The following is a 21324-nucleotide window of genomic DNA, read 5'->3' on the forward strand; positions in this document are numbered from 1 at the left end:
ATCGAGACATTGGAGACCGCAGCCATGAAGCGCCTGCACCTGCACATCAGCGTTCCCGACCTCGATCAGGCAATTGCCTTTTACGGCACCCTTTTCGATGCGCCGCCCACGGTGGTGAAGGCCGACTATGCCAAGTGGATGCTCGAGGATCCGCGGGTCAACCTCGCGATCTCGGCACGCAGCCGCGCCACCGGCGTCGATCATGTGGGCATCCAGGTCGACAGCGCCGATGCTCTGGGCGACCTCGCGGGGCGGCTGAAAGCGGCCGGCGCCACGACCTTCGACCAGGAAGCGACCACCTGCTGCTACGCGAAATCCGACAAGTCCTGGGTGACGGACACGGCCGGGGTGCGCTGGGAGACGTTCTTTACCCATGGCGATGCGACCGCCTATGGCGAGGATGAAGTGATCCCGACCACAAGGGCGTGCTGCTGATGCAGTTGCCCGCTGCCGTTGAGGCATTGTCCGCCCTCGCCCATGCCAGCCGCCTTGCCGTGTTCCGCCTGCTTGTGCGCGCCGGTCCGGACGGCATGGCGGCGGGAGAAATCGCGCGCGAGATAGGTGCGCTCCCCAACACGCTTTCGACGCATCTTACGATCCTCGGCAATGCCGGGCTGGTCCGGTCGCGCCGGGATGGCCGATCGGTGATCTATTCCGCCGACTATGACGGCATGCGCGACCTCCTCGGCTTCCTGGTTGCCGACTGCTGCGCGGGACGTCCGGAGATATGCGGCACGCTGGGCGAGCTCACCGCGAGCCCCGATTGCTGCACATGAAGCTGCGCCGTCGCCTGCTTGCCGAGAGCATGGGCACGGCAATGCTGCTCGCGATCGTCATCGGCTCCGGCATCATGGGCGAGCGGCTCGCGGGCGGGAATCAGGCCGTGGCGCTGCTCGGGAACACCCTTGCGACCGGCGCCGGGCTGATTGTTCTCATTCACCTTTTCGGCCCCATATCGGGCGCCCATTTCAACCCGGTCATCACCCTGGCGGCCCTGCTGATACGCGAGACCAGCGCGGGCATCGCGATGCTCTACGTCGCCGCACAGCTGGCAGGTGCCATTCTCGGCGCATGGGCGGCACATGCGATGTTCGCCGAGCCAATCCTGCAACTGTCCGGAAAGGCGCGTGACGGCTTTCCCCAGGGCCTTTCCGAATGCATCGCTACCTTCGGCCTGATCGGCACGATATTGGCGACCCGGCGCACCCGGCCCGAGCTCACGCCGACGGCTGTCGGGCTCTACATCGTCTCCGCCTATTGGTTCACCGCGTCGACCGCCTTCGCGAATCCGGCCGTGACGATCGCGCGCAGCCTTTCCGACACCTTTGCCGGCATCGCCCCGCATTCGGTGCCGCTGTTCGTCGCGGCGCAGCTGGCCGGCGCGCTTGCGGCGATCGCGATATTTCCATGGCTGTACGAAGAGGAGCGCGTGCGATGACCGGCTATTTCCCGATCACCATCTATCACAACCCCGATTGCGGCACCTCGCGCAACGCGCTCGCGATGATCGAGGCGGCGGGATATGTGCCGCAGGTCATCGAATATCGCAGCGCCGGCTGGGAACGCGCGCAACTGCTCGGCCTGCTGGCGGCGATGGGCGCGACGCCACGCGACGTGCTGCGCGAGAAGGGCACGCCGGCCGCCGAGCTGCGGCTGCTCGATCCGGCGACTTCGGACGAGGCCCTCCTTGAGGCGATGCTCGCCCATCCGATTCTCGTAAACCGTCCGATCGTGACGACGCCGAAGGGCACCAGACTGTGCCGGCCTTCCGAGGTGGTGCTGGAGCTGCTCGACCGCGCGCCGGCCGAATTCGTCAAGGAAGACGGCGAGATCGTGCGCCGCTGAACGGCTCTCCCCGCAAGGGGGTGGGATCTTCCATTTCGATTTTCGGGAAAATGGTGCTGCCGGTGAGGATTGAACTCACGACCTCAGCCTTACCAAGGATGCGCTCTACCACTGAGCTACGGCAGCACTCGCCCGAACGATCCGGCAGCGCCGGGTCCCAAGCGGGAGGCGCCTATGTGCTTGGGTGCGGGCGATTGTCAACCTGCTAATGGCCGGTTTATCGCAGGAAAATGAGCAATACGGAAAAACAGGCCCGTTTAGCGGAGGCGCTGCGGGCCAATCTGCGCAGGCGCAAGGCGCAGGCACGCGAGCAGGCCGCTACCGGCGACCTGCTCGGCGATTCTGCCGCGCCTCAGAGCGAACCGAACCAGAGCGACAAGCCCTGAGCCGTATCATAGGCATTGCGCATGATGGCGTGCGGCCCGACGAGATACATCGCCATCGTGACCGCACCTGCCAGGAACCACATCACCCGATGGGCGCGCACTTCGCTTCCAACCATACCAACTCGTCCCCGCCCAGCTGCGGGCCCAAAATCCGCAGCACTTCAGCATGATAACTATCAAGCCAGCGGCGTTCCTGCTCGGTTAGCAAAGATGGTTTAATCAGCGTTCGCTCTATCGGCGCGAAGGTCAGCGTCTCGAACCCCAGCATTTGTTGTTCCGCACCCGAAATCAACTGCTTGGTGACCAGCACCAGATTCTCGATCCGGATGCCGAATTCCTGCGCTTTATAGTAACCGGGCTCGTTCGACAGGAACATGCCCTCGCGCAGTGGCTCAAGGCTCTGGCCGCCCGGATAATAGGGCTGGGCGATGCGCTGCGGGCCCTCATGCACCGACAGATACGAACCCACGCCGTGGCCGGTGCCGTGCCCGTAATCGAGGCCGACTTCCCAGAGCGGACGGCGGGCGAAACTGTCGAGCTGGGCGCCGGTGGTGCCGTCGGGGAAGATCGCGGTGGCGATGGCGATATGGCCCTTGAGCACGCGGGTGAAGCGGTCCTTCATCTCGTCGCTGGCCTCGCCAACCGGCATCACGCGGGTGACGTCGGTGGTGCCATCGGCGTACTGACCGCCCGAATCGACGAGATAGAGCTGACCGAGCTCGATCGGCAGGCTCGATTCATCGGTGACCTTGTAGTGCGGGATCGCCCCGTTCGGGCCGGTGGCCGAGATTGTGTCGAAGCTCAGATCCTTGAGCACGCCGGTCTGCTCGCGGAACCACTGGAGCTTGTCGGCGGCGGACATTTCGGTGAGGCCACCCTGGGGGGCGGTTTCCTCGAACCATTTCAGGAAGCGGCTGAGCGCGGCGCCGTCACGCGCCTGGGCGGCCTTCTGCCCGGCGATCTCGGCCGGGTTCTTGATCGCCTTGGCAAGGATCACCGGGTCGCGCAGCGCCAGCACCTTGGCGCCGCCGGCGTCGAGTGCATCGAACACCGCGGCGACGGCGCTTCCCGGATCGGCGGCGACACGCTTGCCGGCAAAGCCCTGGAGCGCCGGCGCGAAGGCAGTGCGGTCATGGATGCGAATCGCATTGCCGAGATGCTGACGGACTTCGTCGGTCACCTTTTCCGGCGCGACGAAGAAATCGGCGGTGCCGTCGGCGTTGACGATCGCATAGGCGAGCGCGACCGGCGTATGGCTCACGTCCGTGCCGCGGATGTTGAATGCCCAGGCGATCGAATCGAGCGCGGAGAGGACGACCGCGTCCGCCTTCCGCTCGGCCAGCCAGTCGGCGATCTCGGCGCGCTTGGCGGGGGAGGACTTGCCGGCAAGGTCGTCGGACTGGACGGCGAGCGTCGCATCCGACGGCGCGGGCTTGTCCGGCCACACCGCGTCGATCGGATTGGTGTTGACCGCGACCAGCTCGGCGCCCTTCTCAGCCAGCGCCTTGCGGGCTTCCTCAACCCAGGCGCGAGTGTGCAGCCAGGGATCATAGCCGATGCGGCCACCATCAGGCGCATGGGCACCGAGCCAGGACGAGACGCTGGTGGCCGGCACGCCGACATATTCCCAATGATCGGCCGAGACCTGCTGGCGGACCTGGATCGTGTAGCGCCCATCGGTGAAGATCGCCGCTTCCTCCGGCAGCACCACAGCGGTACCGGCCGACCCCTGGAAGCCGGTCAGCCAGGCGAGGCGCTGGGCATAGGCGCCGACATATTCGGACATATGCTCGTCGGTAAGCGGCACGACGAACCCGTCGAGACGGTCGCGCTTCAGCTGCTCGCGAAGAGCCTTGAGGCGGTCGGCATAGCTGGACATGGGATATACTCTATTGCTGGACTCTATGGGGCTGCTTTGCTCCGATATTCGGCAAAAGTCACACCCTGCGCTATCGCTTGGACAATGACGCATTTCCCCCTGCCCCGCGCCGACCTGGCCACTCCCGCCCTGCTGCTCGACGTGGCGGCGATGGACCGCAACATCGCGGCGATGGCCGAATTCGCCCGGACGAGAGGCCTGGCGCTGCGGCCGCATGCCAAGACGCACAAGAGCAGCGAGATCGCCAAGCGGCAGATCGCCGCGGGCGCGGTCGGCATCTGCTGCGCCAAGCTGGGCGAGGCCGAGGCGCTGGCGGCCGACGGCGTGGGCGACATCCACCTGACCTCGCCGGTGGTGACAAGGGACGGGATCGCGCGGCTGACCGCGCTGGCGGGCAAGATCGGGCTTTCCGTGGTGGCGGATCATCCGGACGTGGTGCGGGCGCTGGCAGGGTGCGGAGCGACGATCTTCGTCGATGTCGACCCCGGCAAACATCGCACCGGCGTGACGTCCCCCGAAGCGGCGGTGGCGCTGGCGCGGACGATCATCGAAGCCGGGCTGCCGCTCGGTGGCGTGCAATATTATTGCGGATCGGAGCAGCACATCACGCACCTTTCGGACCGGCATGCCGCGATTTCGGAGAAGACCGATTATCTCCGCACGGTGCTGGCGGCACTGGCGGATGCGGGGTTCGCGATCCCGGTAGTGACCGGCGCGGGAACCGGCACCTTCGCGATCGATGCGGAGCTGGGGGTGCTGACCGAGCTGCAGGTGGGCAGCTATATCTTCCTCGACCGTGAATATCGCGATTGCGAGCTGGCCGGGCCGAGCTTCGAACAGGCGTTGTGGGTGGATTCCACGGTGGTCAGCGCGAACACGCCCGGCATGGTGACGATCGATGCGGGATTGAAGTCTTTCGCCACCGATGCCGGGGTGCCCGTGCCCTTGTCAGGCTCCGCGCGCTACGCCTTCATGGGCGACGAGCAGGGAGCGCTGTTCGGGGAAGCACTGCCGGCCCTGGCGGAACGGGTTACGCTCGTTCCGCCGCACTGCGACCCGACGGTGAACCTCTATGACCGCTATTGGCTGGTGGCGGGCGAGACGGTCACCGGCGCGTGGCCGGTGACCGCCAGGGGCCGTTCCACCTAGGCTTGGCCGATCGGGCCCTAGCGGCGGACGTAATAGCAGCGATGCTTGGCGCTGATCGTGCGATCGATCGCGCGGCCGCCAAAGGCACCGCCGACACCGCCGACCGCCGCACCGAGCAGGCCGTGGCCGATGATCGCGGGGCCAGCGAGCACGCCGACCGCGGCACCACCGATCAGGCCGGCATGGCCCGGCGAGCGGCGGCACTTCTTGTAATAGGTCCGGCTCTTCGAGCTCTTGCCCTTGTAGTGACTCTGGGCCTGCGCCGCCTCGATCGGCATTGCGACGGGCATGGCCAGCGCGAGAGCGGCAGTGGCCGCAATGAGCTTACGCATGATTTCCATCCCTTCCTTGATTCGATGCAGCAACAACTTGCCTGGGTGCCGCGCGGTTGCATGAACTGAAAACAACAAGGTGTTCATGGGATCGTTCGATGGATGCGGCGCATTGGACGGGCATGACAGGCGCCGGAATCCCGACTCCGCGCGAGCGGCTGGGCAGTGCCGCGGGTGCGCTCGCTTTCGTGGCACTGCTGTTGTGGCTGCTGGTCAGCGGACTGGGCGTACGCCTGCACATCATGCCGAACCCATCCATGCAGCTGGTCGACTTCACCCTGCCCCCGCCACCGCCACCCGAGCCCGAAAAGCCCCCCGCCCCCAAGCCCCGTGCACCCAAGGAGGAAGGCAAGGCCTCCCCGCCCAACAAGACCTCCCGCGCCACAGAGGTGGCGACGCCGGTGAAGACACCCCTCCCCCAGCCGATTCCCGCCGCGACGATCCCGGCGCAGGGCAGCGATGCGAGTTCGGGTAGCGCGCCGATCGCCGGCCCGGGCACGGGATCGGGCGGGATCGGCGATGGCACCGGCAGCGGCGGGCGCGGCGATGGCGCGGGCGGTGGCGGCGGCACCGTGCTGCGGCTGCTCGAGGGCGACATCACCGGACGCGACTATCCCAAGGCGGCAGCACGTGCGGGCGCGCAAGGCACTGTCGGCCTGCGTTTCACCGTGGGGGTCAATGGCCGGGTGACCGACTGCGAGGTGACGCGATCCAGCGGCAATGCGGATCTCGACGCGACCACGTGCCGGCTGATCCAGAAGCGCTTCCGCTATGCGCCAAGCCGCGATGCCAGCGGGCGGCCCTATGCCGATATAGTCACCGGCGAGCAGGTCTGGGAGCTGTACGACCGGCCCGATCGCTAGCGTCCAAGCTTCTCCACCAGGAAATCGACAAACGCCCGCACCCGGGCCGGCCGGGTGGCGCCGCCGACATAGACCGCGTGGATGTCCTCGCGGTCGCCCGGGTTGAACGGCTCCAGCAGGGAGACAAGCCGCCCGGCGGCGATATCCTGCGCCACGCTGAAGGTGCCGACCCTGGCGATGCCGACCGCCGCCAGCGCCAGCTCGGCAAGCGTCTCGCCATTGTTCGCCTCGATATTGCCGCCCACGGGCAGCGCATAGTCGCGCCCGTCGCGGCGAAACGGCCAGACCGGCTCGGCGCGACGGAAGTTGAAGTTGAGGCAATTATGCTCGTGGAGGTCCTCGGGAAGCTGCGGCGTGCCCATCCGCGCGAGATAGGCCGGGGCGGCGACGATAGAGCGCCCGGTCTCACCGATCTTGCGGGCAGTGAGCGCGCTGTCCGCCAGCGGGCCGAAGCGGATCGCGACATCGGCCCGGCCGCCGGCGACATCCTCCAGCGTGTCGCTCAGGCTGATATCGACGAGAATCCCGGGATGGCGCGTCACGAATTCGCCGAGCAGCGGCACGATCACCAGCCTGCCATGGGCCAGCGCCGCGCTTACCCGGAGACGCCCGCGCGGCGAAGCCTGGTCGGCGAGCTCCTCCTCCACCTCGGCGATATCGGCAAGGATGCGCTGGGCGGCATGGAGATAGGCATCGCCCTCCGGTGTGAGCGCCAGCCGGCGGGTGGTGCGGGTGATCAGCCGCACGCCCAGCCGCGCCTCGATCCGCCCGAGCGCACGGCTGACCGCCGAAGGGGTCAGGTCGAGCCGGCGCGCGGCAGCGGAGAGGCTCCCTTCGCGGACGGCGGTGACGAAGATCTCCATTTCGCCCGAGCGATCGGTCATGGCGCGCGTCATTCATGAATCCAATGCACAGATGTTTCGCCTTTCAGGCGCCTACCGGAAGCATGAGCGCCAGTCCATTTGTGTTGCCGCACAAATCGGAGCTGCATCCATGAGTCCCCGCCTCGCGCTCACTGCGCTTTCCATCGGTGCCTTCGGCATCGGCGTCACCGAATTCACCCCCATGGGCCTGCTGCCCGTGATCGCAGGCGACCTGGGTGTGTCGATCCCCACCGCCGGCCTGCTGGTCAGCGCCTATGCGATCGGCGTGCTGATCGGCGCGCCGCTGATGACGCTGACCACCGGGCGGGTGCCCCGCCGGACGCTGCTGATCGCGCTGACCGCGATCTTCACGCTGGGCAATCTGATGGCCGCCTTCTCCGACAGCTACGCGATGCTGCTGGCTGCCCGGATCGTCACCTCCCTCAATCACGGCGCCTTTTTCGGCGTCGGATCGGTGGTCGCCGCCGGCCTGGTGGCGCCCGAGAAGCGCGCGGGTGCCATCGCGACCATGTTCATGGGCCTGACGATCGCGACGATCGGTGGCGTACCGCTCGCCACCTGGGCGGGCGAGGCGATCGGCTGGCGTGCGGTATTCGGCGCGATCGCGGCGATCGGCGTGGTGACGATGATCGCGCTGCGCCTGTTCGTCCCCGCCCTCCCGGCCGAGAAGGACGCCGACATGATGGCCGAGCTTCGCGTGCTCGGCCGCGGCCCGGTGCTCTTCGCGCTCGCGCTCACCATGGTCGGGTTCAGCGCGATGTTCACCGTGTTCACCTATATCGCACCGATCCTGCGCGAGGCGGCGCATGCCTCGACCTTCTGGGTCACGGTGGCACTGGTGATCTTCGGCATCGGCCTGACCGCGGGCAACTGGCTGGGCGGGCGCTATGCCGACAAGTCGGTGGAAGGCGCACTGATCACGATGACGGCGGCGCTGGCGGTGCTGCTGGTCGCCTTCGCCTTCGGCATGTTCTCGCTGCCGGTCGCGATCGTGCTGATGCCGCTCTGGGGCGCTGCCAGTTTTGCCTTGGTGCCGCCGCTGCAGATGCGGGTGATGGACGCCGCGCATGAAGCCCCCAACCTCGCCTCGGCCATGAACATCGGCGCATTCAACCTGGGCAATGCGATCGGCGCGGCGCTGGGCGGCGAAGTGATCCGCGAGGGGATGGGCTATCCGGCAGTGTCGCTCGCCGCCGCGGCGATGGCGCTGGTCAGTCTCGCGATGGTGCTCAGCCCCAAGCTGGTGCGCCGGCGCGCGGCGGCGCTGGCCTGACGACGGGGCGGGCGCTAGGAAGACGCGATGACCGATCTTCCCAAGCCGCCCGTAGCCGCTACCCGCCCGCATAGCTTCACCGCGCACGGAGTCACGATCGAGGACCCCTGGGCCTGGCTCAAGGACCCCGCCTATCCCACCGTCACCGACAAGGACGTGCTTTCCTATCTCGAGGAGGAGAACACGTTCTTCCAAGCGGTGATGGATCCCTTGAAGCCGCTCTCCGATACGCTGTTCACGGAAATGCGCGGGCGGATCAAGGAAGACGAATCGACCGTGCCGCAGAAGGACGGCGACTGGTTCTACTGGACCGATTACGAGACCGGCGGCGAATATCCGCGCTGGTGGCGCCGGCATGTGGATGGCGGCGAGGACGTGATGATCCTCGACGAACCGGCACTAGCCGCGGGCAAGGAATATTTCCGGCTCGGCGCCTTTTCGGTGAGCCCCGACGGCAAGCTGCTTGCCTATGCCGTGGATGACAATGGCTCGGAGCGCTTCGAGGTCCGGGTGAAGGATCTGGAGAGCGGCACGCTGCTGCCCGATGTGATCCCGGGCATGCTCTCCGAGATCGTCTGGACCGCGGACTCCAAGGGTTTCCTCTACGGCCTGGCCAATGAGAACTGGCGGACCGACAATGCGCGCTGGCACGTGCTCGGCGAGCCGGTGGACAGTGATGTCGAGCTCTACAAGGAAGCGGACGAAGGCTATCGCGTCGGCGTGGGGGAGACCCAGTCGCGCAAATACCTGCTGATCTCGACCGGCGACCATGTGACGAGCGAAGTCTATCTGCTCGATCCCGCCGATCCTTCCAAGCCGATGGTCTGTGTCTCGCCGCGCAAGCCGGGCCGCGAATATGACGTGGACGAGCATGACGGGACGCTGTTCATCCACACCAACGATATCGACCCGCAGTTCCGGCTGATGACCGCTTCGGTCGACAAGCCCGGCGAATGGATCGAGCGGATCGGGCCGTCCGCGCATTTCTACATGACCGGCGTCACCTGCTTCGCCGACTATTTCATCGTCGAAGGCCGCGAGGACGGGCTCGATCAGATCGAGCTGCACCGCTACGACCCCGCCATCGCTCCCGTCCGCCTGAAATTCCCCGAGGCGAGCTATGTCGCGGGGTTGGGCGACAATCCCGAATATGCCATGGACAAGCTGCGCATCGGCTATGAGTCGATGGTCACGCCGGGCACCGTCTATGACTATAGCGTCGCCACCGGCGAACTCGAGACGCTCAAGGTGCAGGAGATCCCGTCGGGCTATGACGGGAGCAAGTACCGCACCGAGCGGCTGAAGATCACGGCGCGGGACGGCACCCAGGTTCCGGTCTCGATCGTCTACCCCAAGGACTTCCCCCGGGACGGCAGCGGCAAGCTCTATCTCTATGCCTATGGCGCCTATGGCTACGCCATCCCGCCCGGCTTCTCGACCGGCCGCATCTCGTTCCTCGACCGCGGTGTCGCATTCGCCATCGCGCATATCCGGGGCGGCGATGACCTGGGGCAGCAATGGTATCTCGACGGCAAGCTCGAGAAGCGGACAAACACCTTCAACGATTTCGTGGATTCCGCCCGGGGCTTGATAGGGGAGGGATTCACACATTCGGGCGGGATCGCGATTGCAGGGCGGTCCGCCGGGGGTGAACTGATGGGCGCGGTGGTCAATTCCGACCCCGAGCTCTGGGCCGCCGTCGTCGCCGACGTGCCGTTCGTCGACGTGCTCAACACCATGCTCGACGAGACGCTGCCGCTGACCCCGGGCGAATGGCCCGAATGGGGCAACCCGGTGGAGGACGCCGCGGCCTTCGCGCTGATCCGCTCGTACAGCCCGTACGACAACGTCACCGCCCAGGCCTATCCGCCGCTGTTCATCTCGGGCGGCCTCAACGACCCGCGCGTCACCTATTGGGAGCCCGCGAAATGGGCGGCGAAGCTGCGCGCCACCAAGACCGACGACAATGTGCTGGTCCTCAAGACCAACATGGGCGCCGGCCATGGCGGCAAGTCGGGCCGCTGGGAGAGCCTGAAGGAAGCCGCCGACGAAATGGCGTTCGTCCTCTGGCAGCTCGACGCCACCGAGCTGAAGGGCTGAGCCCGGCCTTCCCGACGATATCAAGGAGCGGCCGGCCGCCAAGCCGGCCGCTTCAGCCAGCCAGATCAAATCCTACATTGCAAGCCTGCCGGGGAACTAGGAAGAGCCCTCTCCCCGCGTGATCCGCGCCAGCAGCCGGGTCTCGCGGTGGCATTGGTGGCAGAAGGCGAAATCGAACGTCTCGCTGAGCACCCAGGCCTGGGAACTGGCGTCCCATTCGGCCCAGGCGTCGCGGGTGACGGCAACACCGCCGCAACGCTCGCATGCATATTCGACCCGAGGAGCATCGCCTTCTGCCACGCCCGGCACGATAGGCGATTCCCGGTCCGTTTCGGCGGCAACCCTCTCCATAATGGAGGAGGTTTGCGCGGCCGTTGCGCGGGCTTCCGGGCGGGCCTAGCCTGTGCGCCTCCGACCAAGGGAGCCCATCCAATGCGCACGTCCATGCTCGCACTCGGCGCCGCCGCCGCTTTGTTCACCAGCCTCGCCGCCACCGCCCCCGCCAGCCGCGCGCGGCCTGCCGCCGCCGACCCGAACGCGGAGGTGATCGCCGGGCGCAAGGCGGCCTTCCTGATGTCCGGCGCGCTGTTCGGCCAGATCAAGGCGGGCGTCGACCGGGGCGACGATCCCAAGACCCTGGGCTTCGCCGCGCGCGCCTTGTCGCGCTGGGCGAGCGCGCTGCCCGGCATGTTCCCCGCCGGCAGCGGCGGCGCACCGTCCGAGGCGCTGCCCGCCGTGTGGAGCGACCGGGCCGGGTTCGAGGCCAAGGCAGCGGACTATGCGGCGGCCGCGACCAAGCTCGCCGACCTGGCGCGCGCGGGCGACAAGCCGGGCTTCGCGGCGCAGTTCGCGGTGGTGGGGGGCACGTGCAAGGCGTGCCACGACACCTATCGCAAGGCCGAGGACAAGCATTGAGGGGGTAGAGGCAGGCCCTCCTGCTCCCGCCCCTTAGTTCCCCGGCGAAAGCCGGGGCCCAGGGTAACAGAGCGAGACGGCAGAGAAACCCTGGGCCCCGGCCTTCGCCGGGGAACGGATGGGTGCGACGGCTTCCTTATTCCTCCCCCGGAGGGGGAGGATTTTAGCGACTAAGCCCCTCCCCCCGCGGCGCCATCGCCTGCGCCATGCGGGTGAGTGCGTCGCCGATCTGGGCGGCCAGCTCGGTATCGAGCGAGGGATCCCCGGCCAGTGCCTCGCGCATCGCGGTCGCCCATTGCGCCGCCAGTTCCGGCCCGAAATCGAGCTGGCGGTGCATGCGCATGATGCACAGGCCCGGGCGCTCGGCGAACCAGTCGCGCGGGCCGCCGAGCCAGGCGGTGAGGAAGCCGGCCAGCGACGCGGCGATCGGTGCGAGATCGGGGCCGTGCGCCGCGCGCAGATCGGCATAGACGGGGTCGCGGTCGATCAGCGCATAGAAGCGCTCGGCCAGCGCCCGCACCGGCGCCGCGCCGCCGATCCGCGCAAAGGGCGTGGCTTCGCTCATCGTGACGGGGTGCCGCGCCTCCGCCCCGCCCGCCTTGATCGGCGTCAAGCCGGACCTCAGGGAAAACCCCGTTCACGCCGCCGACAGCGCGGCCATCCTATAATGATTTGGTCATTAACCTTAATTGTGCGTTCACCATGAAGCGGAGCGTGGTCATATGGCACCGGGAGTATTGCCGATGCACGATTGCATGAAACGCCGCCTGTTGTACGCGTCCAGCCAGGCCTATCAGCCGGGCATGCAGGTCCAGGGCCGCGGAGTCGGCTGGATCGAAGCGCCCTTCGTGGTGCGCCGCGAGACGGCATTGGGCGGACGCGAGATCGACCAGGCGATCGTCGGCCGCACGCCCGAAGGCGTGGTGGTGGCGTTCCGCGGATCGCTCCCGCCCTATTTCGGCAGCAGCTATGACGGCTGGGACGTGGTGCTCGACTGGCTGAACGACGCCTTCTCGCTGTGCCTGGAAGATTCGCATTATGGCGGCGGCGTGCATTTCGGCTTCTCCGAATCGATGCGCCGGCTGTGGAGCGACGCGGGCTCGGGCCCGGGCGTGCGCACCGCGATCCAGGCGATGCTCGACCAGAGCCTGCTCGACCGCAAGGCGCGGCGGCATCTGTTCGTGACCGGCCATTCGAAGGGCGGCGCGCTCGCCAACCTCGCCGCGATGCGCGCGGCGCAGGCGAGCGAATGGGCCGATGTGCCGGTGAGCGTGGCGACGATCGCCGCGGCGCGCGCGGGCAATGCCGACTTTGCCGCGAGCTATGCGCGCACCCGCATCGCCTGCCTGCGCTACGAGATGCCGGGCGACCTGGTGCCGCATCTGCCGCTGAGCCCGGCGACGCCGGGCTGGGCGCGCAAGATCGCCAAGGGCGTGTTCCCCAAGCTCGCCGCCGCCGATTACCGGCCGGTAGGGCTGCTGGTCTCGCCGCCGCCCGCGCTGAAGACCGGGCACCAGGCCTGGAGTGGCTCGCGCCGCCCGGTCCGCCGCTTGCTCGACCGGCGCGGCTCGGGCCTCGACGCGCTCGCCCCGGCGATCCTGAGCGCGCATGCGATCTGCCCCGGAAGTGGGTATGACCGGCTGATCTGCGAAGGCGAGGGTGTGGTGTGCGATCACGGCGAGGCGCCGGCACGCAAGCGGGCCTGAGGGCGGCGTACTTGCTCTGACGGTTCCCGGGCCGCCTAACTGCTCCCCGGCGGCTTGGCCGCTACCTGGTGGCTAGCTGTTCCCCGGCGAAAGCCGGGGCCTAGGGCCACGGGCGATCCGGCAGAGAAACCCTGGGCCCCGGCGTTCGCCGGGGAGCAGAAGGGGTGGCGCCTCCTCCAGGACAGGGCGACCTCTGGCAATCCCGCCGCGGGGTGGGATCACCTCGCGAACCCGCTCCGTTCCCCGGCGGAGGCCGGGGCCCAGTTGCCCTGTCGTTCGTGAGGTTCCCGCGCCATCGCCAGTGCGCCGAGACTGGGCCCCGGCCTTCGCCGGGGAACAGTGGGCGAAAAGGGCGCGACGGCCGGATAGTGGCGGGCGAACCGGGTGGTCCGCCCGCCCGCGCGGATCAGCCCAGCGGCATGTCGACGCAGATCAGCTTGCCCAGGACGTAGAAACAGCCCGGCGGGAGCGGATCGTCGAACGCCAAGGCGACCGAGGGCGCGAGGGCCGACAGGGCGAACAGCGCGGCAACTGCGATCTTCTTCTTCATCGATGCACTCCTCCGATTGGTGGAGCGATCAGGCTATCGGCTGCGGGGGCCGGCTCAAGCGGCCGGGGCCGATACCGACAGGTTTATTGGCACCGAAACGGGGGCGGCGCGGGCCGGAGCCCTGCGCCGCCTTTCCCGGACTTAGAAGTGGGCGATCACGCCGGCCATCGGGCGGAAGCTCTTGGCGTCGCCGAAGGTGTTGATCTCCATGCGCAGGCGCAGGCCGCTGTTGCCGGTGATGCCGCCAAGGCCGATGTCCTTGGGGCCGACCTCGACGCCGGCGCCATAGGTCATCGCGTGGAAATCGCGGCTGTTGTCACCGAGCGCGGCGAAATTTACCCATTGATAGCCGACCTTGCCATAGATCATGCCGCTCTCGCCCGCGCGCAGCCCGAAGCGGCCGGCGGCGCCATATTCCCAGTCGATATCGCCCTTGAAGCCCTTCACGACATTGCCCTCGGCGCCGACGAACACCGGGCCGAGCGGCACGTTGATACCGGCGACGCCCTGGACGAGACCGCCGTCATAGGCCTTGCCGTTCGCGGGCAACGGGATGCCGGCATTGGCCTGCTCGTCGAACCGCTCATAGCCGCCGAGGATGCCGACATAGGGCTCGATCCCGAAGGCGCGGGTGCCGTCGGGCGCGGTTTCGGCGACGCTGGTGGTGGTGGCGGTGCTGTCCGTGTCCTGGGCCAGGGCGGCGGGGACGGCGAAGGGCAGCGCGGCGAATGCCGCGGCGGCGAGGATGTTACGCATGTTGGGGGAAACCTCGTGATTACTTCAGACACACGCCCCGCCAATGCCGCCCTGGATACGCGGGCGCTGGCGGCGGGGCTGTAGGGGAAATGCACGAGGAGTCAGTAGGTTGCGGGGTGGGTTTGATTGCGGCTGGGGTGTTGCTTGGGGGACACGGTGCGCGTGGGGCGGCGTCGACAAACTTCGTCCGTTACCGACCCACTTCCGTCACCCCGGCCTTGTGCCGGGGGCCACCGCGCAGCACGCTGCCCCACGTGATCGAGCGCACGCCCTGTGTCTACATCCTCGCGAACCGCTATAACGGTGCGCTCTATGTCGGCGTGACCTCCAACCTGCTCGGCCGGATGATGCAGCATCGTGACGGAACCTTCGACGGCCACACTAAGAAATACGGCATCCGCCGGCTGGTCTATTTCGAGGTTGCCGAGACCATGGACGCGGCGATCGCGCGCGAGAAGCAGCTCAAGCGCTACCGGCGCGAATGGAAGCGCAACCTGATCGAGCGGCAGAATCCGGAATGGAACGACTTGGCGGTGGGGCTAGGACTGGAGCCGCTGGCGGCGTCACCCGGTGGCGCGGTGGACCCCGGCACAAGGCCGGGGTGACGGAGAGATTCTGTCGTCCTGCGTGACTCACGTAGGACAGGTCAGACGCTAGCGGTCATCGCGAAATCGGCAACTACCTTTGCGGATAGCCTGCCGCGGCTAGTCCCCCGCCGATCGTCGATATGGTACCTGCGACACCCCAATCCCTAGTCGTGAAAAGCACAGAAACATCGGTCAGAACGGTCATTAAGCCAGCAGCTTGGGCAGATGATAAGCTAGGCGACGCGATTTTACTCCGGCGCTCATTCTGCAGAGTGTCGATGATGCTCTGCGGCAGAGTAGACACGGTTCCTTTGGGCAGAGATAGCTCACCAATTCTCGCGGCTTCTACCTCCTTTTCATACTTGTCGATGACGGACAAGACTATCGACGAAACCCGCCCCCCCTACGTTGGAACGCGTCAGCAGCAAACGCTCCATTTCCCGAAAATGAGAGTATGACATTTCGTGCGGCGCTCGAAGTATTCCCCTATATCTCGGATTACTCTTAATTCTTCCAAATCTGCGGAGAAAATCGTCCCAGTGCGTGGAAGCCATAGCGCGAGACCTGCCATAGAATTTTCTCCATGACAGGAATATCTCGCGAATATCGGAGTCGTCTCCAATATTCTCCTGCGTCAGCCTCTCTACGAAATAAGAACCTTCAACAAATTTCTTAGTCGAGGCAAATTCTTCAAGCAGCTCGACCAGAAGGGCCGCCTCACTGTCAGATAGGACGGTTCTATCGGCCGGCAGGTTTGGCCCGATTCCAGAGCCCGTGACCAGTTGCGCTAGGAGAACCAGTAAGGATCGCTCCGTGGCGGAAAGCTTAGGTTGGGGCTCGTAGATCGCCACTCGGCCCTACTCCGCCGCAACCCCGGACCCCGAGAACATGTCCGGCCCGCCCTCAGCCGCGTCCTCATTGGCCACCGGGGTGGCCTTGGCCTTCTGGCGCTTGTCGAACGAGTCCCACACCTCGCCCCAGTTGCCGCGGGTCGCTGCCTTCGAATATTCGGTGGCGCGGGTCTCGAAGAAATTGGCGTGCTCGACGCCGTTGAGCAGCGGGGCGAGCCAGGGGAGCGGGTGCTCCTCGACCATGTAGATCGGCTTCATGCCGAGCTGGCCCAGGCGCCAGTCCGCGATGTAGCGGACATACTTCTTGATCTCCTTGGGCGTCATGCCGTTGACCGGGCCCATCTCGAAGACGAGGTCGATGAACGCGTCCTCGATGCGCACCGTCTTCTGGCACATGTCGAGGATGTCGTCGCGGACCGACGGGGTGAGGCAGTTGCGCTCCTTGCAGAAGGCGTGGAACAGCTTGATGATGCCTTCGCAGTGCAGGCTCTCGTCGCGGACCGACCAGCTGACGATCTGGCCCATGCCCTTCATCTTGTTGAAGCGCGGGAAGTTCATCAGCATCGCGAAGCTGGCGAAGAGCTGCAGGCCCTCGGTGAAGCCGCCGAACATGGCGAGCGTCTTGGCGATGTCCTCGTCGCTGTCGACGCCGAAGGTGCTCAGATAGTCATGCTTGTCCTTCATCTCCTTGTACTGGAGGAAGGCGGCATATTCGGTCTCGGGCATGCCGATCGTGTCGAGCAGGTGCGAATAGGCGGCGATGTGGACCGTCTCCATGTTGCTGAACGCGGTCAGCATCATCTTGATCTCGGTCGGCTTGAACACGCGGCCATATTTCTCGTGGTAGCAATCCTGCACCTCGACATCGGCTTGGGTGAAGAAGCGGAAGATCTGGGTGAGCAGGTTGCGCTCGTGATCGGTGAGCTTCTGCGCCCAGTCGCGGCAATCCTCGCCCAGCGGCACTTCCTCCGGCAGCCAGTGGATCTGCTGCTGGCGCTTCCAGAAATCGAACGCCCAGGGATATTCGAAGGGCTTGTAGGTCTTGCGGGCTTCGAGAAGCGGCATGGGGATTACTCCGTGACGAACTGTAAGAGGAAGATCGGGGCAGTGAAGAAGAGCGTTATGCTGCCGCCGAGAAGCGTGAAGAACATGCCCATGGCGCGGACATTGGACGTATCGCGCGCGGGGATCGGGCCGCGGCCGACATAGGGCTTGGGCTGCACGATCATGTGCAGGCCGACGAGCGTCACCAGCGCCATCAGCACGAGCAAGAGCAGGCTCATGCCGCGCCTCCCGCCAAGGTGAAGACGGCGGCGAAACCGCCGAGGAACAGGCCGAGCGCGAGCAGCATCATGCCGGCGATGCGCAGGGCGTAGGTGGTGGCCTCGGCCTCGGGCAGGCCGAGCGCGGCGCGCGCCGTGGCGGGCTTCACCAGCGTGGCGAGGCCGACGGCGCCCGCGGCTCCGGCGATGCCGGCCATCAAGGCGAGGCTGCGGGTCATTCGTGGTCGATCACCGTGGTGTTGCCGCGGCGGACGGTGCGGTCGCGGTAGACGACCTTGGTGACGCGGGTGCCGCGATTGGCGCCGACGCCGAACACGCAGATGCCGAGGAAATAGCCGAAATCATACCAGCCGCCATTATTGGGCACGGCATAGACCGCAACGTCGGGCACGATCAGCGAGAGGAACCAGGCGACCGGGAAGATGAAGCCGTGCCAGAGCCCCAGCAGGAAGCCCGGCGCCTCGGGCTGGACGGCCGTGGGGACCTGCTTCGCGCAGGCGGCGAGCAGCAGGAAGGCGGCGACGGACAGGGTGCGGAACGGCTTCATGCAATCCCCCGAACGGGTGAGTGACAGGGCGCACGGCCGGCTGCATCGTTTCCCCGCCGCGCGCGTTGAGCGTGCGAACGCGTCCCCAAGCGAGATTGGCCCCAAGGAGAATGGCGATGACCGACGTAAGTGCAATCAAGGAGCATATGGAAGTGATCGGCGCCGACGGCGTCCATGTCGGCACCGTCGATCATGTCGAGGGCGAGCGCATCAAGCTCACCAAGAAGGATTCGGGCGCCGAGATCGAAGGTGCCGAAGGCTCGCATGCCGGGCACCATCATTACATCTCGCTCGGCCTGGTCGCCGGCGTGGAAGGCGATCAGGTCCGCCTGAGCGCGAACGCCGATGTGGCGGTCGAGATCTTCGAGGAAGAAGCCTGAGGCCATCACCACACCACCTGCACCGGACCGGGCATCCACCGGTGCAGGACGGTGGTGAAGGACCAGGGGACCTGGTCGACCAGCACGTCCAGCGCCTTGCGCTGCACCTTCAATTGCCAGCCACCCTCCCCGCGCAGGGACAATTGCCCCTGACGCTGCAGGAAGGCCTCGCGCAGCCCCTGCGGCGAGGTGCTGCGTATCGCCGGCCAGTTGGCGATAAGCGATGCGATGATCGTCTCCGCCATCGCCCGATCGTCCTCGGCCAGCTCCACCGCCGGCACGTCCGCGTCCGGCGCCGACCCGCACAGGATCAGCGGCAGCGCGGGATCGCCCGCCTGCTCCGAATGCGTCGCGAGATAGCGCAGCATCGCCACCGCACGGCCGAGCTCCGCCGGAGCGACGCGCTGCGGGTCTCCCGCAAGCACGCCGATCCGGTTGAACAGGGCCGGCAGATAGGGCGTGAACAGCACCAGCCCCGCTTCGCCGACAAGGCGATCGGTCGGCACCGGTCAGATCACTGACAAGCCAGGCATTCGTCATAGTCGGTGCTTTCACCGAGGTTGAACTGCGGCTTGTCGATCGTGTTGTCGGCTTCCACGCCGCCCGCGAAGCCGGCGCGCTGCACCGACTTGGAGCGGAGATAGTAGAGCGACTTGATGCCAAGCTCCCAGGCCCGGAAGTGGAGCATCAGCAGGTCCCACTTCTCGACGTCCGCCGGGATGAACAGGTTCAGCGACTGAGCCTGGTCGATATAGGGGGTGCGGTCGCCGGCGAGCTCGAGCAGCCAGCGCTGGTCGATCTCGAAGCTCGTCTTGTAGACGTCCTTCTCTTCCGGGGTGAGGAAGTCGAGGTGCTGGACCGAGCCGCCCTGCTCGAGGATCGAGTTCCACACCGCATCCGAGTTCTTGCTCTTCTCCGAGAGCAGCTTCTCCAGATACGGGTTCTTGACCGAGAAGGAGCCCGACAGCGTCTTGTGCGTGTAGATGTTGGCCGGGATCGGCTCGATGCAGGCCGAGGTGCCGCCGCAGATGATCGAGATCGACGCGGTCGGCGCGATCGCCATCTTGCACGAGAAACGCTCCATCACGCCCATGTCGGCCGCGTCCGGGCACGGGCCGCGCTCGACGGCGAGCGCCATCGAGGCCTGATCGACCTGCGCCTTGATGTGCTTGAACATCCGCAGGTTCCAGCTCTTGGCCATCGCGCCTTCGAACGGGATGCCGCGTGCCTGGAGGAAGCTGTGGAAGCCCATCACGCCGAGGCCGACGCTACGCTCGCGGCTGGCCGAATAGGCGGCCTTCTCCATGCCCGGCTCGGCACGATCGATATAGTCCTGCAGGACGTTGTCGAGGAAGCGCATCACGTCCTCGATCAGGTTCTTGTCGTCCTTCCACTGGTCCCAGGTTTCCATGTTGAGCGACGAGAGGCAGCACACGGCGGTGCGCTCGTTGCCCAGATGGTCCTTGCCCGTCGGCAGCGTGATTTCCGAACAGAGGTTCGAGGTCGAGACCTTGAGGCCCAGATCACGGTGATGCTTGGGCATGTTCGAGTTCACGTGGTCGCTGAACACGATGTACGGCTCGCCGGTGGCGAGACGGGTCTCGACCAGCTTCTGGAACAGCGCGCGCGCATCGACCTTGCCGCGCTCGGACTGGTCCTTGGGCGAACGCAGCACCCACTCCTCGCCGTTGCGCACCGCTTCCATGAACGCATCGGGGATCAGCACGCCGTGGTGCAGGTTCAGCGCCTTGCGGTTGAAGTCGCCCGACGGCTTGCGGATCTCGAGGAACTCCTCGATCTCCGGGTGCGAGATGTCGAGATAGCAGGCGGCCGAACCACGGCGCAGCGAGCCCTGCGAGATCGCCAGCGTCAGCGAATCCATCACGCGGACGAACGGGATGATGCCCGAGGTCTTGCCGTTGAGGCCGACCGGCTCGCCGATGCCGCGCACCGAACCCCAATAGGTGCCGATGCCGCCGCCGCGCGAAGCCAGCCAGACATTCTCGTTCCAGGTGTCGACGATGCCGTTCAGGCTGTCCGGCACCGAATTGAGGAAGCAGCTGATCGGCAGGCCGCGGCCGGTGCCGCCGTTCGACAGAACGGGGGTGGCGGGCATGAACCACAGCTTCGAGATATAGTCGTAGATGCGCTGGGCGTGCGCCTGATTGTCGGCATAGGCCGAGGCGACGCGCACGAACAGGTCCTGGAAATTCTCGCCGGGCAGCAGATAGCGGTCGCGCAGCGTTTCCTTGCCGAACTCGGTGAGCAGCGCGTCGCGCGAATGATCGACCTCGACATCATACGCACGCGGCGCGACGGTCTTGGAATCGGTCTTCTTGCGCAGCTTGGGCGCGGCCTTCTCGGCAGCTGCCTTGGCTGCCGCATCCGTGGCGGCCTTGACGGCAGCGGTGGGGGCTTCGGCGACGGTATCGTTCACGCTGTTTTCCGTGTCCCTGAATTCCATGACAACACCCCTGATAAAGCTTCACGCGCCTCTCGCATTGGAGAGACATCAAATCCCGACTCAAGGGGCGCCGATACTATCACCGGCTCGGCCGATCGCGAAGAACAAAACATGTCCATCGCACCTCGCCTCAGGCACGAGTCGATCCCTTCCGCATATGGGTATGCGGCGGCGAGTCCACCAGTGCTTGAGCTTGCCCCTCAGTGCAACCACAACAGATTGTGCCAAACCGAGTCCGGGCACAAGAGCCGAAATGGTTAATATCCACAACGCTTCGTCGCTAAAATGACTCGCTTCACAGCAGCTGCGCAACTGCTGCAATGCCGCGACGCGCGGACTTTCCTAGGGTTTCCGAAAGGCAAGGGAACGAACGCGGAACGTAAATTTTTTTAACGTGGAGGACTCAGGGCGACCACAAGGGCTTGTGGTTGACCGTTCGGAAGCACCGCAGATGGTGGCGCTCGCGTCCAACCGGCATCGATCAACGAAGTCATCCCCGAAACTGATCCCCGGCGAAGGCCGGGGCCCAGTCGCGATGCCGTTCGAGAGGTTCCGGCGCCCGCGATACTGCGCC

At 66.3% G+C, this 21324-nt stretch carries 26 protein-coding genes and 1 tRNA gene; 13 read left to right on the top strand and 14 right to left on the bottom strand.

The annotated features are described in order from the left end of the window. Positions 1-24 precede the first annotated feature (24 nt). Genes HNP52_RS01305 through arsC form a run of 4 tightly spaced genes read left to right on the top strand, consistent with a single transcriptional unit; the run spans position 25 to position 1845 of the window. The gene (locus tag HNP52_RS01305; protein ID WP_184161382.1) at positions 25-435 is read left to right on the top strand and encodes an ArsI/CadI family heavy metal resistance metalloenzyme; all 411 of its coding nucleotides are present in this window, start codon (positions 25-27) and stop codon (positions 433-435) included. Continuing rightward, on the top strand, positions 435-776 hold the full coding sequence (locus HNP52_RS01310; protein WP_184161385.1) for a helix-turn-helix transcriptional regulator: 342 nt from the start codon (positions 435-437) through the stop codon (positions 774-776). The genes HNP52_RS01305 and HNP52_RS01310 overlap by 1 nt, the downstream gene beginning before the upstream one ends. Continuing rightward, complete coding sequence (locus HNP52_RS01315) at positions 773-1438, top strand: MIP/aquaporin family protein (RefSeq protein ID WP_184161387.1); 666 nt, start codon at positions 773-775, stop codon at positions 1436-1438. The genes HNP52_RS01310 and HNP52_RS01315 overlap by 4 nt, the downstream gene beginning before the upstream one ends. After that, positions 1435-1845, top strand: coding sequence for an arsenate reductase (glutaredoxin) (gene arsC, locus HNP52_RS01320; RefSeq protein ID WP_184161390.1), 411 nt, complete (start codon positions 1435-1437; stop codon positions 1843-1845). Before HNP52_RS01315 ends, arsC begins: the two co-directional genes overlap by 4 nt. A 51-nt stretch (positions 1846-1896) precedes the next feature. Here arsC and HNP52_RS01325 read toward each other — a convergent pair. Then, positions 1897-1971, bottom strand: a tRNA-Thr gene (locus HNP52_RS01325). 104 nt (positions 1972-2075) lie between these two features. Here HNP52_RS01325 and HNP52_RS01330 point away from each other — a divergent pair. Continuing rightward, positions 2076-2231, top strand: coding sequence for a hypothetical protein (locus HNP52_RS01330; protein ID WP_184161393.1), 156 nt, complete (start codon positions 2076-2078; stop codon positions 2229-2231). A gap of 82 nt (positions 2232-2313) precedes the next feature. Here HNP52_RS01330 and HNP52_RS01335 read toward each other — a convergent pair whose 3' ends face one another. Continuing rightward, entirely contained in the window at positions 2314-4110 is a 1797-nt protein-coding gene (locus tag HNP52_RS01335) for an aminopeptidase P family protein (RefSeq protein ID WP_184161395.1), read from the bottom strand. An 84-nt stretch (positions 4111-4194) separates the two neighbouring features. Between HNP52_RS01335 and HNP52_RS01340 the strand changes: the two genes are divergently transcribed. Then, positions 4195-5259, top strand: coding sequence for a DSD1 family PLP-dependent enzyme (locus HNP52_RS01340; protein ID WP_184161398.1), 1065 nt, complete (start codon positions 4195-4197; stop codon positions 5257-5259). A gap of 17 nt (positions 5260-5276) precedes the next feature. On the opposite strand, the gene HNP52_RS01345 is transcribed toward HNP52_RS01340, so the two are convergent. Continuing rightward, positions 5277-5591 (bottom strand): hypothetical protein, encoded by a 315-nt coding sequence (locus HNP52_RS01345; protein WP_184161401.1) that lies wholly within the window; start codon positions 5589-5591, stop codon positions 5277-5279. A 122-nt stretch (positions 5592-5713) separates the two neighbouring features. On the opposite strand from HNP52_RS01345, the gene HNP52_RS01350 reads away from it, so the two are divergent. Continuing rightward, entirely contained in the window at positions 5714-6454 is a 741-nt protein-coding gene (locus tag HNP52_RS01350) for an energy transducer TonB (protein WP_184161404.1), read from the top strand. On the opposite strand, the gene HNP52_RS01355 is transcribed toward HNP52_RS01350, so the two are convergent. Next, positions 6451-7350 (bottom strand): LysR family transcriptional regulator, encoded by a 900-nt coding sequence (locus tag HNP52_RS01355; protein ID WP_184161407.1) that lies wholly within the window; start codon positions 7348-7350, stop codon positions 6451-6453. The two genes, HNP52_RS01350 and HNP52_RS01355, sit on opposite strands and share 4 nt — an antisense overlap. A 97-nt stretch (positions 7351-7447) precedes the next feature. On the opposite strand from HNP52_RS01355, the gene HNP52_RS01360 reads away from it, so the two are divergent. Next, positions 7448-8611, top strand: coding sequence for an MFS transporter (locus HNP52_RS01360; protein ID WP_184161409.1), 1164 nt, complete (start codon positions 7448-7450; stop codon positions 8609-8611). Positions 8612-8638: 27 nt separating this feature from the next. Then, entirely contained in the window at positions 8639-10711 is a 2073-nt protein-coding gene (locus HNP52_RS01365; protein WP_184161412.1) for a S9 family peptidase, read from the top strand. 96 nt (positions 10712-10807) lie between these two features. Here HNP52_RS01365 and HNP52_RS01370 read toward each other — a convergent pair whose 3' ends face one another. Next, positions 10808-11020, bottom strand: a complete 213-nt coding sequence (locus HNP52_RS01370; RefSeq protein WP_184161415.1) for a hypothetical protein — start codon at positions 11018-11020, stop codon at positions 10808-10810. Between the two features lie 123 nt (positions 11021-11143). Between HNP52_RS01370 and HNP52_RS01375 the strand changes: the two genes are divergently transcribed. Beyond that, positions 11144-11626 (top strand): cytochrome c, encoded by a 483-nt coding sequence (locus tag HNP52_RS01375; RefSeq protein WP_184161418.1) that lies wholly within the window; start codon positions 11144-11146, stop codon positions 11624-11626. A 163-nt stretch (positions 11627-11789) separates the two neighbouring features. On the opposite strand, the gene HNP52_RS01380 is transcribed toward HNP52_RS01375, so the two are convergent. Then, positions 11790-12239: a globin gene (locus tag HNP52_RS01380; protein ID WP_311768379.1), complete on the bottom strand. Its 450-nt coding sequence runs from the start codon at positions 12237-12239 to the stop codon at positions 11790-11792. 142 nt (positions 12240-12381) lie between these two features. Between HNP52_RS01380 and HNP52_RS01385 the strand changes: the two genes are divergently transcribed. Then, a complete protein-coding gene (locus tag HNP52_RS01385) occupies positions 12382-13332 on the top strand; it encodes a lipase family protein (protein WP_184161421.1) in 951 nt (316 codons plus the stop codon). Positions 13333-13738: 406 nt separating this feature from the next. Here HNP52_RS01385 and HNP52_RS01390 read toward each other — a convergent pair whose 3' ends face one another. Further along, positions 13739-13882, bottom strand: coding sequence for a hypothetical protein (locus tag HNP52_RS01390; protein WP_184161424.1), 144 nt, complete (start codon positions 13880-13882; stop codon positions 13739-13741). A gap of 141 nt (positions 13883-14023) precedes the next feature. After that, entirely contained in the window at positions 14024-14638 is a 615-nt protein-coding gene (locus HNP52_RS01395) for an opacity protein (RefSeq protein ID WP_184161427.1), read from the bottom strand. 254 nt (positions 14639-14892) lie between these two features. Here HNP52_RS01395 and HNP52_RS01400 point away from each other — a divergent pair, with 254 nt between their 5' ends. Further along, on the top strand, positions 14893-15243 hold the full coding sequence (locus HNP52_RS01400; RefSeq protein ID WP_269573851.1) for a GIY-YIG nuclease family protein: 351 nt from the start codon (positions 14893-14895) through the stop codon (positions 15241-15243). 839 nt (positions 15244-16082) lie between these two features. On the opposite strand, the gene HNP52_RS01405 is transcribed toward HNP52_RS01400, so the two are convergent. From HNP52_RS01405 to HNP52_RS01420, 4 genes are read right to left on the bottom strand one after another with little or no spacing between them, the layout of a single operon-like run. After that, a complete protein-coding gene (locus tag HNP52_RS01405) occupies positions 16083-17141 on the bottom strand; it encodes a ribonucleotide-diphosphate reductase subunit beta (RefSeq protein WP_184161433.1) in 1059 nt (352 codons plus the stop codon). Between the two features lie 5 nt (positions 17142-17146). Then, on the bottom strand, positions 17147-17359 hold the full coding sequence (locus tag HNP52_RS01410) for a hypothetical protein (protein ID WP_184161436.1): 213 nt from the start codon (positions 17357-17359) through the stop codon (positions 17147-17149). Further along, positions 17356-17577: a hypothetical protein gene (locus tag HNP52_RS01415; protein WP_184161439.1), complete on the bottom strand. Its 222-nt coding sequence runs from the start codon at positions 17575-17577 to the stop codon at positions 17356-17358. Before HNP52_RS01415 ends, HNP52_RS01410 begins: the two co-directional genes overlap by 4 nt. Next, positions 17574-17906 (bottom strand): hypothetical protein, encoded by a 333-nt coding sequence (locus tag HNP52_RS01420; protein ID WP_184161442.1) that lies wholly within the window; start codon positions 17904-17906, stop codon positions 17574-17576. The genes HNP52_RS01415 and HNP52_RS01420 overlap by 4 nt, the downstream gene beginning before the upstream one ends. 116 nt (positions 17907-18022) lie before the next feature. On the opposite strand from HNP52_RS01420, the gene HNP52_RS01425 reads away from it, so the two are divergent. Beyond that, a complete protein-coding gene (locus tag HNP52_RS01425; RefSeq protein ID WP_184161445.1) occupies positions 18023-18286 on the top strand; it encodes a DUF2171 domain-containing protein in 264 nt (87 codons plus the stop codon). Between the two features lie 5 nt (positions 18287-18291). On the opposite strand, the gene HNP52_RS01430 is transcribed toward HNP52_RS01425, so the two are convergent. Together HNP52_RS01430 and HNP52_RS01435 are read right to left on the bottom strand one after the other, a co-directional pair. Next, on the bottom strand, positions 18292-18792 hold the full coding sequence (locus HNP52_RS01430) for a contractile injection system tape measure protein (RefSeq protein WP_184161448.1): 501 nt from the start codon (positions 18790-18792) through the stop codon (positions 18292-18294). Positions 18793-18800: 8 nt separating this feature from the next. After that, positions 18801-20750 carry a ribonucleoside-diphosphate reductase subunit alpha gene (locus tag HNP52_RS01435; RefSeq protein ID WP_184161451.1) on the bottom strand — a complete coding sequence of 650 codons (1950 nt, stop codon included), beginning with the start codon at positions 20748-20750 and terminating at the stop codon, positions 18801-18803. Between the last annotated feature and the right edge of the window lie 574 nt (positions 20751-21324).

Origin of the sequence: Sphingomonas kyeonggiensis, assembly GCF_014204495.1 — a bacterium.
In the GTDB taxonomy this organism is placed as follows: domain Bacteria; phylum Pseudomonadota; class Alphaproteobacteria; order Sphingomonadales; family Sphingomonadaceae; genus Sphingomonas; species Sphingomonas kyeonggiensis_A.

Excerpts from the sequence above, each read along its gene's own strand:
- HNP52_RS01305 (WP_184161382.1), top strand. The coding sequence starts at position 25 with ATGAAGCGCCTGCACCTGCACATCAGCGTTCCCGACCTCGATCAGGCA.
- HNP52_RS01310 (WP_184161385.1), top strand. The coding sequence starts at position 435 with ATGCAGTTGCCCGCTGCCGTTGAGGCATTGTCCGCCCTCGCCCATGCC.
- HNP52_RS01315 (WP_184161387.1), top strand. The coding sequence starts at position 773 with ATGAAGCTGCGCCGTCGCCTGCTTGCCGAGAGCATGGGCACGGCAATG.
- arsC (WP_184161390.1), top strand. The coding sequence starts at position 1,435 with ATGACCGGCTATTTCCCGATCACCATCTATCACAACCCCGATTGCGGC.
- HNP52_RS01330 (WP_184161393.1), top strand. The coding sequence starts at position 2,076 with ATGAGCAATACGGAAAAACAGGCCCGTTTAGCGGAGGCGCTGCGGGCC.
- HNP52_RS01335 (WP_184161395.1), bottom strand. The coding sequence starts at position 4,110 with ATGTCCAGCTATGCCGACCGCCTCAAGGCTCTTCGCGAGCAGCTGAAG.
- HNP52_RS01340 (WP_184161398.1), top strand. The coding sequence starts at position 4,195 with ATGACGCATTTCCCCCTGCCCCGCGCCGACCTGGCCACTCCCGCCCTG.
- HNP52_RS01345 (WP_184161401.1), bottom strand. The coding sequence starts at position 5,591 with ATGCGTAAGCTCATTGCGGCCACTGCCGCTCTCGCGCTGGCCATGCCC.
- HNP52_RS01350 (WP_184161404.1), top strand. The coding sequence starts at position 5,714 with ATGACAGGCGCCGGAATCCCGACTCCGCGCGAGCGGCTGGGCAGTGCC.
- HNP52_RS01355 (WP_184161407.1), bottom strand. The coding sequence starts at position 7,350 with ATGACGCGCGCCATGACCGATCGCTCGGGCGAAATGGAGATCTTCGTC.
- HNP52_RS01360 (WP_184161409.1), top strand. The coding sequence starts at position 7,448 with ATGAGTCCCCGCCTCGCGCTCACTGCGCTTTCCATCGGTGCCTTCGGC.
- HNP52_RS01365 (WP_184161412.1), top strand. The coding sequence starts at position 8,639 with ATGACCGATCTTCCCAAGCCGCCCGTAGCCGCTACCCGCCCGCATAGC.
- HNP52_RS01375 (WP_184161418.1), top strand. The coding sequence starts at position 11,144 with ATGCGCACGTCCATGCTCGCACTCGGCGCCGCCGCCGCTTTGTTCACC.
- HNP52_RS01385 (WP_184161421.1), top strand. The coding sequence starts at position 12,382 with ATGAAACGCCGCCTGTTGTACGCGTCCAGCCAGGCCTATCAGCCGGGC.
- HNP52_RS01390 (WP_184161424.1), bottom strand. The coding sequence starts at position 13,882 with ATGAAGAAGAAGATCGCAGTTGCCGCGCTGTTCGCCCTGTCGGCCCTC.
- HNP52_RS01395 (WP_184161427.1), bottom strand. The coding sequence starts at position 14,638 with ATGCGTAACATCCTCGCCGCCGCGGCATTCGCCGCGCTGCCCTTCGCC.
- HNP52_RS01405 (WP_184161433.1), bottom strand. The coding sequence starts at position 17,141 with ATGCCGCTTCTCGAAGCCCGCAAGACCTACAAGCCCTTCGAATATCCC.
- HNP52_RS01410 (WP_184161436.1), bottom strand. The coding sequence starts at position 17,359 with ATGAGCCTGCTCTTGCTCGTGCTGATGGCGCTGGTGACGCTCGTCGGC.
- HNP52_RS01415 (WP_184161439.1), bottom strand. The coding sequence starts at position 17,577 with ATGACCCGCAGCCTCGCCTTGATGGCCGGCATCGCCGGAGCCGCGGGC.
- HNP52_RS01420 (WP_184161442.1), bottom strand. The coding sequence starts at position 17,906 with ATGAAGCCGTTCCGCACCCTGTCCGTCGCCGCCTTCCTGCTGCTCGCC.
- HNP52_RS01425 (WP_184161445.1), top strand. The coding sequence starts at position 18,023 with ATGACCGACGTAAGTGCAATCAAGGAGCATATGGAAGTGATCGGCGCC.
- HNP52_RS01435 (WP_184161451.1), bottom strand. The coding sequence starts at position 20,750 with ATGGAATTCAGGGACACGGAAAACAGCGTGAACGATACCGTCGCCGAA.